Genomic DNA, 9,167 nt, shown 5'->3' on the forward strand with positions numbered 1-9,167 from the left:
TGATCGAAGGCTTGCGAGGAAGCCGAAATCAATTGATTTTTCCAGTCGATAATTTGGTTTTGATGAACATCAAATTCAGCACTCAATTCAGCAAGTGTTTTTTCTGCTTTAATCGCAGCAAGTGCTACCTTAGCTTTAAAATCATTTGAATGATTTCTTCTTGGTCTACGTGCCATAAAATACTCCTTATATCGATGTTTATAACATCATTTGGGGAGCAAAATATCACTTATAGGTGTTGTTCAAATTTCCTGATCCACCTCTGAGTTTTGATTTTAATTTAGCCTAATAATTTTTATAATAAAGTAAAAATAAAAAATATCTATATAAGTAGTTGATTTTAATCTGAATTAATTCAGATTAAAATCGTGCATGATTAATTTTGCTTTTAAAAAATAATGATTAAAGTTCAGAAAGTAAAGTATATGGAAGAATTTTTCCTACATTGTAGGGATTTTATTTAAATATCTTTTACTAACCTGAATAGCGGATAAGCAATTGACTTGAAAAAGAGAAGGACTAGAGTTGTACTAGCTCACCTTTTGCGTAGGTGGGGCGAGTATGTCAATTGTTCTGTGGGGTATCGCCGGGTAGCAATAAGGGCATCTGCGATATGTACTTTTTGCCTGGGCAATCTCTAAGGCATCTTTGATAATTTTTACTTCTACAGTTTTACGACCCAGCATTTGCTTAAGCCTCGAAAAAATTGAATTTTCAAATTTAATTAGATCTTAAGAACTTGATTTTACCCTGAGGGAAAATATTTTTGAGGGTAGATCAGTGAGTCAGCAAGTGAGTGTATTACGAAATAAAAAACTATTTATCAGTATTTGCACATTGGTCTTGGTGATTTTAGGAATTTGGTGGGGCAGCAGTTTACTACTAAATAAAAATAAAGCGGAAAAATCAAAGACACAAAATGTAGTCGCCAATGAAACAGAGACAATAGATGTGTCTGTTAATCAGATTTTAATTTCGCCCACACAGATTCAACAAGCAGGTATTCAATTACAAACTTTAGGACAAGCGACAAGAGATGTACAACTCGCCCTGACTTTGCAGGGGCAAGCGCAGTGGTCACCTCAAAGTAAAGTGGTCTTAACGAGTCCTGTAGCGGGTATAGTGCAACAGGTACTAGTGCAACCTTTAGCCGAAGTTGGTCTCCATAGTCCTGTACTGGCTATTCACAGTCCCGATTTAATTCAGATTCAAAATGAAATTTTACAAATTCGTGCACAACTGCAATTAGCCAGCCAAAATTTGGCACGTGAACGCAGTTTATATGCAGAAGGGATTATTGCTGAAAAACGTGTACAGGAAGCCCAGAATGTAGTGCAACGACTGAATATTGATCTGAATGCCAAGCAACGCATGTTGCAGTTTATGGGCGGAAGTAGCAGTCAGGGATTGAATCCCGTGGTGTATGTTAAAAGTCCCGCCAGAGGTAGTGTAGAAAGTTTACAGGTATCCGCAGGTCAATATGTAGAAACCGGCGCAGTACTGGGTCAGTTGGTGAATAGTGATCTACCTTTGCAATTAATGTTGCAAGCCCCTTTAGCGGATAGCAAATATATCCAGATTGGCGATTTGGTCAAAGTTGAGGGATGTGAAATTACCGGGCTGGTACAACAAATTGCACCAGCACTTTCAGGCAATACGCAATCTCAAAATGTTCTAGTCCAAATGCAGGCCAAGGATAACTGTTTAAAAGTACAACAGTTTGTTAAAGCGAATATTCAAAGCCATAACCCGACAACAAAAACCGCATGGGTAATACCGAGTGCTGCCTTAACTTTAAAAGATAACAAGCACTTCATTTTTATCAAGAACCAAAATGGTTTCGTGGCAACGCCTGTGGAATTGGTGGGGGCGAACCAGCAGCAAAGTCATGTGATTGGAAATGCATTAAAACCTGGAATTCAAGTTGCTGTGAGGGGTGTCGAACGTCTAAAAGCCGTTTGGTCAGGTTTCGGTGCAGAGCAGGCACCACCTGCCAGCAGTAGCACTGCGGTGAATTGAGGTTAGGCACATGTTAAAACGTATTATTGCATTTTCACTGAGTCAACGAATCCTAATGCTGTTATTGGGTCTGGCAATCAGTGTTGCGGGTTATTTGGCATTTACCAAATTGCCGATTGATGCCTTTCCCGATGTATCAAGCACACAGGTTCAAATTGTGATGAAATCTCCTGGCATGACGCCAGAAGAGGTGGAAAGCCGTATTGTGGTACCGATAGAACAGGAAATGTTGGGAATCCCTCATCAAACTGTACTACGTTCACAATCTAAATATGCCATTGCAATCATTACCCTGGATTTTGCAGAAGGGACAGATCCTTATTGGGCCCGACAACAGGTCAATGAGCGTTTGACTGGAGTCATGTCAGCTTTACCTAGCAATGCATCAGGCGGGATTGCGCCTATGACGACACCATTAGGTGAATCTTTTATGTTCACTTTACATGGTCCTATGAGTGATATGGAAAAACGAACCTTGCTCGATCGGGTCGTCCGTCCACAGCTCAGAAAAATTGAAGGGGTAGCGGATGTCAATGTCCTAGGTGGTTTGGCACGTACCTTTGAAGTGACACCCAACCTGGATGCTCTGGCGTCGAGAGGTCTATCTCTTGATCAGTTAAAACAAGCAATTGAATTAAATAATGTAAGTGACGGTGCGGGTCGTCTGAATGAAAATGGAGAATCATTACTGATTCGTAGCGATAGTCGTGTCACCAATTTACAAGAGCTGGGTGAGATTATTGTTTCCAATCATCAGGGGACGCTGGTGCAAGTGAAGGATGTCGCCGATGTTCATACCGGTGCCCTTACCCGTTACGGAGCGGTAACCGAAAATGGTCAGGGTGAAGCTGTTGAAGGGATTGTCCTCACCTTAAAAGGCGCCAATGCACGTCAGGTTGTGCAAAGTGTGCGTGAACATTTGCATGACATTGAGAAAAACTTACCCCAGGGCGTTACGATCAAGCCTTTTTATGACCGTGGTGAACTGGTGAATCGTGCCATTCATACCGTGAGTAAAACCTTGGTCGAGGCGATTGTATTAGTCCTGATTTTATTGCTGTTGTTTTTAGGCAATTTAAGAGCCGCTTTGGTTGTTGCTGCGATTTTACCTTTATCTGCGTTGAGTACTTTCTTAATGATGCGTCAGTTTGGATTAAGTGCCAACCTGATGTCATTGGGTGGTTTAACCATTGCCATTGGTTTGCTGGTCGATGCGGCGGTTGTGGTGGTTGAAAATATCGAAATGCAACTGGCAGATGCACACGAGTCCAAACACCGTTCGTTTTTACCCCCGCTGAATGTCATTTATCGCGCAGTTTGTGAGGTGGCGGTGCCGGTGACTGCAGGAATGATCATTATTATGCTGGTCTTCATTCCGTTAATGACGTTGCAAGGTCTGGAAGGGAAGCTTTTCTCTCCAGTGGCACTGACCATTGTCTTTGCATTGTCGAGCTCACTGATTTTTTCATTAACGATTATTCCGGTGCTGTGTTCCTATTTTTTAAAATCTCAAGCACATCACACGCCGTATATTGTTGCTAAGCTGGAACAGGCATATAGCAAGGTGTTAAATGCAAGTTTGGCCCATCCGAAACGTGTTTATGCTTTGGCCGGAGGTGCTTTGGTGGTTGCTGCACTCATTTTTCCACTCATTGGTAAGTCCTTTATGCCAACCATGGATGAAGGTGACACCATATTGCAGCTGGAAAAAATGCCATCGATCAGCCTGCAAAATTCGATTGCACTTGATCTGGACATTCAAAGAAGAATTCTAAAACAAGTTCCAGAAGTGGCCCGCATTGTGGCAAGAACCGGTTCGGATGAACTGGGCCTTGACCCTATGGGCTTAAATGAAACCGATAGCTTTGTCATTTTGAAACCGCAAGATCAGTGGCAGGGACAAAGTAAGGAGCAGATTTTAGCCAAAATTCGCCATGTATTGGCCGATGTTCCTGGGGTCAATCTCACCTTTAGTCAGCCGATTGAAATGCGGACTTCAGAAATGTTATCGGGTGTACGTGGAGATTTGGCCGTCAAAATTTTTGGTACCGATTTAGATCAGCTGAATCAGCTGTCTAAGCAAATCTCTACCGTTCTACAAGGGATCAAAGGCAGTGAAGATGTCATGACTTTGGAAAATTCTGGGGTGCAATATCAGGAATTACGTATTCGTCGTGATATGGCTGTCCGCAATCAGTTAGATAGTCAGAGCATACAGGCACAACTCAAAATGCTCATTGAAGGGCAGCAGATTAGTTCGATTATTGAACAGGGGCGACCAGTTCCATTGATGATGAAAGGTGATCCACGTCTGGGACAATCCAGTTTTGCCCTCGCGAACATGAATTTACCTGTTGCAAACTCAGCGGCTGTACCGTTGTCCTCTTTAGCAGAAATGGTCAAGACTGAAGGCGTCGTCAAAATTGACAGGGAAAATGCTTCAAGAATGTCCGTTGTCCGTGCCAATGTGCGTGACCGGGATCTGGTTGGTTTTGTCGAGGAAGCAAAACAGCAGGTTGCCCAGAAAGTTAAATTACCGGCCGGCTATTCATTGAAATGGGGTGGACAGTTTGAAAATCAACAACGTGCAGCAGCGCGTCTGATGCTGGTTGTCCCTGCAGCGTTGACCATGATTTTCTTCCTGCTCTTTACAACTTTAGGGTCTGTTCGTCAGGCAGTACTGGTTTTTGTGAATATTCCCTTTGCTTTAATTGGGGGAGTCGTAGCCTTAGCCATTACCGGTGAATATTTATCGGTACCTGCTTCTGTTGGGTTTATTGCATTAATGGGGATTGCCGTACTGAATGGTTTGGTGATGATCGGTTATTTTAACCAGCTCATTTCACGCGGCGTTGCAATTGAAGAAGTGGTTCGTGAGGGGGCGATGCGACGTTTACGTCCAGTAATGATGACTGCAAGTATCGCGGCTTTGGGTTTAATTCCCTTGCTCTTTACCACTGGGCCAGGTGCTGAAATTCAGCGTCCATTGGCGATCGTGGTGATTGGGGGATTAATTTCCTGCACCTTACTGACGCTGATTTTACTTCCTAACTTGTTCAAACAATTTGGTTTAGTGCGAGATACTCATGTCTGAAATGTGCCAACTCTCTATCAACATCTCCAGTGATATTGCGGAAGAATTAATGAGCCATTTATGGCTTATTCCCGAGATTGTGACAGGATGTACCTGTATCCCGGCACAAGGTTTCGGCAGCCGCCAACATTATCGCAACATTCAAGAAAAAATTCGGGGTGCAACTGAGCGTAATTTGATTCTGTTGATTTTACCCCTCGCAACTGTACCTTTAGTTTTAGCCCATATCCAAAAGAAATTTAAATCAAGTGACTGTTTCTATTGGGTATTACCAACCATAACATCGGGTTATGCTGGTCAAGGAGAAGTGAACGAATGAAACCAGAGATAGCGACTCAACCCCGTTTGCTGGGTAAAGCCTTACGTTTACTGGGCTTGGGCTGTTGTGTGATGATGACTTCTGTCGTATCCGCGGAACCCGCTTTGGATCAAGTCTTGCCGCAACTCGATGCGGTCAAACAGAGCTTGTTACAGCATCCAACTGTTCGATCGGCAGTTTCGGACCAGGACTATGCCAATTTTGCAGGACAGGGGCTAAAACTGGGCCATCCCTGGACCGTGCGTGCAGGCATGCAGCTTCGTAACAGCAACGCCCAGGATGGTCAAACAAAGTCCAATAGTTATGAGCCGAGCTTTGGTATTGAAAAGCAGATTCGTTTGCCTGGCAAATACGAGCTGGATCAGGATTTGGCGCAACGAGGGATGAGTATTGCGGAATTAAAATATGAAGATGCCAAACATGAAGTTGCCAAAAATTTGCTAAATCAGTGGTTTGCATATATGCGCAGTGCTTTGCAATTGACGCGTTTAGAGGAACAGCAAGCAAGAATACAGCACTATATGCAAATGACCCAGCAGCGTATTCGTGCTGGAGATGCCCCACGACTGGAACTGATGCTACTTAGCAATGAATCGCGGCAAATCGAAGAGCAATATATGCAGGCTAAAACAGCTTACTATCAAGCACAGCAGTTATTGTCACGTGATTATCAGGGAAATATTCCAGAACACTGGAGCAGTGATGTCATCAAAATTCGACCACTCGAATATACACAGACTGAATGGATACAGCAGGTTTTGTCTGCCAACCATGAGCTTGAGCTGGTTAAAACACAGGCAGCACAGCAAGATGCATTAGTCAAAAGAGAGCAACTCAATCGGGTACCTAATCCTACGGTCGGAGTGGGCTATAGTCGTGAACAGTCTGGCGTTGAAAACTTGATGAGTGTGAGCGTTTCAATTCCACTCGCCAGTCGGCAAGTGCGTATAGCTTCTGGTATGGCCATGGCGGAAGCTCAAAAGGCCAATTTTGAGATCGGACGAGTAGAAAACCGTTTGCGTCAGGAAACGCAATACTGGTTTACGCAGATGGAGTCGGCAACTGTACGGAGTGAGCAGGCTCAACAGAATTTGGCACAGTTACAGCAACAACATGGATTGATGCAAAAAGCATATAAGCTTGGTGAATTGAGTTTAAATGAACTGTTACTTCATTCACAGCAACTGGTTGATGCGCGCGGTCGAATTGATCAAGCCAAAATTGATTATGCAGAAAGCTTGAGTTTACTATTGCTGAATTCGCATCAGTTATGGCCTTTACATGAGGATCATCAGGCAGAGTAAAATAGTAGAGTGCTGATATATCAATGCCTTGTATGATCATTATTCGGTTGGTGTTCTGTCTTTCTTGGGCCAGAGTACCTGCCGCTTTCACAGAAATAAATATAGGCTTATAAGTAGCAGAATGAGAAGGTAGCTCAGACGTGAGAATATTGTTAGTTGAAGACGATGCCTTACTGGCTAAGGCGACAGCACGGGGCTTAGATCATGCAAATTTTGTGGTCGATATCGCCACCACAGCAGAGCAAGCCTATCATTTTTTGGCGAGTTATGATTATCAGTTTATTTTGCTTGATTTAGGTTTGCCAGACCGGAATGGATTGGAAGTTTTAAAGTCACTGCGCCGTAAAAAGAATAAAGTAGGCGTTATTATTCTGACTGCTCAGGATAAAATTCAGGAGCGTATTTCAGGTTTGGATGCAGGAGCAGATGATTTTGTAGTTAAGCCATATGATTTGTATGAAGTCATTGCACGGATTCAAGCGGTATTGCGCCGTATTTCAGGTGAAGTGAGTGATTTGATTCAGATTGGCAATATTGCAGTTAATAAAGCGACCAAACAGGTACTGAGAGATCAAACTGAAGTTGAATTAACTCAGAAAGAATTTCACTTGCTGGAACTCTTTATTCTTAACCGTGGCCGGATTATTTCACGGGAGAGCATAGAAAACTCATTTTATGCCTATGATGCGGATGTAAGCAGCAATGTGATCCAGGTCTATATTCATAATTTACGGCGCAAGCTTGGAAAAAACATTGTCCGTACAGTACAGGGTTTTGGCTATATTATGGATGAAAATTATTGATGGCCAATTTCATCCGCAGTTATTCATTGACCCGGCGTCTCTCATTGATTTTACTGGTTATCACCGCCACTGTCTGGGTGGGTAGTCTAGGCTGTATCTACTGGGGAATGCAGCGCACGGCGAACAATATCTTTGATAAATCACTGGTCGAAACCGCCCATGCTTTACTCTCGACCACTTCAAGTTCACTGGAAGGGCGAATCCCTGACCATACTGTCATCGAGAAAGCTCAAGGTGAGCATTATAATCAGATTATATTTCAGATTTGGCATCGTAATGGCAAGTTGATTTATCGTTCGGTTGGCGTGGACACACACCCCTTTGTTCAGCAAGCCAACTTTGGCTGGATTAAAATTCACAATCAAACCTATCGCAGTTATTCGGTTTGGGACAGCACTCACACTATACAAGTACAAATTGCACAGGTCTGGACCATCCGTCAGGATATCCAGAGAGATATGCTACTATTTTTAATAGTGGTTTCAGCATTTTTTTTACCATTATTGTCCTGGCTGATTTTGCAGACCGTACGTAGCAATTTGTCCACTGTATTCAGTATCAGTCAAAATCTGGAAAAGCAGTCGATTGAACATTTAAAACCCATCAACCCTGTCGTGCCCAAAGAAATCGAACCTTTGGTGAAGTCATTAAATACATTATTGAGTGAAGTTGCAGAAAGCATGCAACGTGAAAAACGTTTTACCTCAAATGCAGCCCATGAGTTACGTACACCTTTGGCGGCGATCCGTTTGCATGCACAAGTTTTGCAGAGTGCACGTTCTACTGAGGAGGCACGAGAAGCAGCAGAGGACATTATCATTGGCATTGATAAGGCCTCACGAATGATCACGCAGTTACTGACCTTGGCCCGGATAGAACCCAATGGTCAACAAATTCAAGGCCCGGTTGATCTGGTTAATATGATTCAAAGTACCCTTGCGATGATGGATTTTCAGCTTCGTCAGGCAAAGATTGACTTACAGCTACAACTGGAGTCAGCCCTGGTCATGGCACAAATGGATCAATTGGAAATTATGCTCCGTAATCTTTTAGAAAATGCCATTATCTATCGTAGCCAGGAACGTCCGTGTCTCATTAAAATTAGTTGTGGCTGTGTTGAAAATTATAGTTTTGTGCAGATTGAGGACAATGGAATCGGTTTGGATGAAGCACAAATACCTCTGATTTTTCAAAGATTTTATAGAGTGAATCAGAACAGTACAGTTATTGGCAGTGGTCTAGGCTTATCGATTGTTAAGCAAATTGTCGATCTATACCACGGAAAAATTGAGTCCCGCCGGGCAGATGCCATTGGCGGTCTGGTGATTAGGATTGAGTTTAAAATCAAAAATAAATAACTGTACTAAGATAGTACCCAAGAGTAATTTTTAAAATTTTAAATTAGGTTGTCACCACTACGTGTGGTGACAGAGGTCAAATAAGCTCGCGATCCTACACTTAGATAAGAGGCTGCAATATGACAGTGAAAATCGGCATAAATGAGAGCGTTCAAAATTCTGTGTCAGCCGAATTGGCTAGAGTTTAATTATATCATCGAGCCTGCCTTCAAAGTAAATCGATAACTGTGTGATGGTTTGCCCCCAGTTTGTCACCGGCATTGTCCATTT

6 protein-coding genes and 1 pseudogene are annotated in these 9,167 nt (G+C 42.9%); 6 read left to right on the top strand and 1 reads right to left on the bottom strand.

Features of this window, described 5'->3' with window-relative positions; genetic code table 11:
* A pseudogene (locus tag FTT83_RS14645) lies at positions 1–176 on the bottom strand (IS3 family transposase); the annotation flags it as partial.
* Between the two features lie 604 nt (positions 177–780).
* Between FTT83_RS14645 and FTT83_RS14650 the strand changes: the two are divergent.
* The 6 genes from FTT83_RS14650 (at position 781) to FTT83_RS14675 (ending at position 8,897) form a co-directional block, all read left to right on the top strand.
* Complete coding sequence (locus FTT83_RS14650) at positions 781–2,019, top strand: efflux RND transporter periplasmic adaptor subunit (protein WP_180176799.1); 1,239 nt, start codon at positions 781–783, stop codon at positions 2,017–2,019.
* A 10-nt stretch (positions 2,020–2,029) separates the two neighbouring features.
* The gene (locus FTT83_RS14655; RefSeq protein WP_180176800.1) at positions 2,030–5,113 is read left to right on the top strand and encodes an efflux RND transporter permease subunit; all 3,084 of its coding nucleotides are present in this window, start codon (positions 2,030–2,032) and stop codon (positions 5,111–5,113) included.
* The gene (locus FTT83_RS14660) at positions 5,106–5,432 is read left to right on the top strand and encodes a DUF3240 family protein (RefSeq protein WP_016165445.1); all 327 of its coding nucleotides are present in this window, start codon (positions 5,106–5,108) and stop codon (positions 5,430–5,432) included. The genes FTT83_RS14655 and FTT83_RS14660 overlap by 8 nt, the downstream gene beginning before the upstream one ends.
* Positions 5,429–6,736, top strand: a complete 1,308-nt coding sequence (locus tag FTT83_RS14665) for a TolC family protein (RefSeq protein ID WP_104442406.1) — start codon at positions 5,429–5,431, stop codon at positions 6,734–6,736. Before FTT83_RS14660 ends, FTT83_RS14665 begins: the two co-directional genes overlap by 4 nt.
* Positions 6,737–6,876: 140 nt before the next feature.
* Positions 6,877–7,539, top strand: a complete 663-nt coding sequence (locus FTT83_RS14670; protein WP_086194903.1) for a response regulator — start codon at positions 6,877–6,879, stop codon at positions 7,537–7,539.
* Positions 7,539–8,897: an ATP-binding protein gene (locus tag FTT83_RS14675; protein WP_180044455.1), complete on the top strand. Its 1,359-nt coding sequence runs from the start codon at positions 7,539–7,541 to the stop codon at positions 8,895–8,897. The genes FTT83_RS14670 and FTT83_RS14675 overlap by 1 nt, the downstream gene beginning before the upstream one ends.
* Positions 8,898–9,167: the final 270 nt, after the last annotated feature.

The organism is Acinetobacter sp. YH01018, assembly GCF_013420295.1.
Taxonomy (GTDB): domain Bacteria; phylum Pseudomonadota; class Gammaproteobacteria; order Pseudomonadales; family Moraxellaceae; genus Acinetobacter.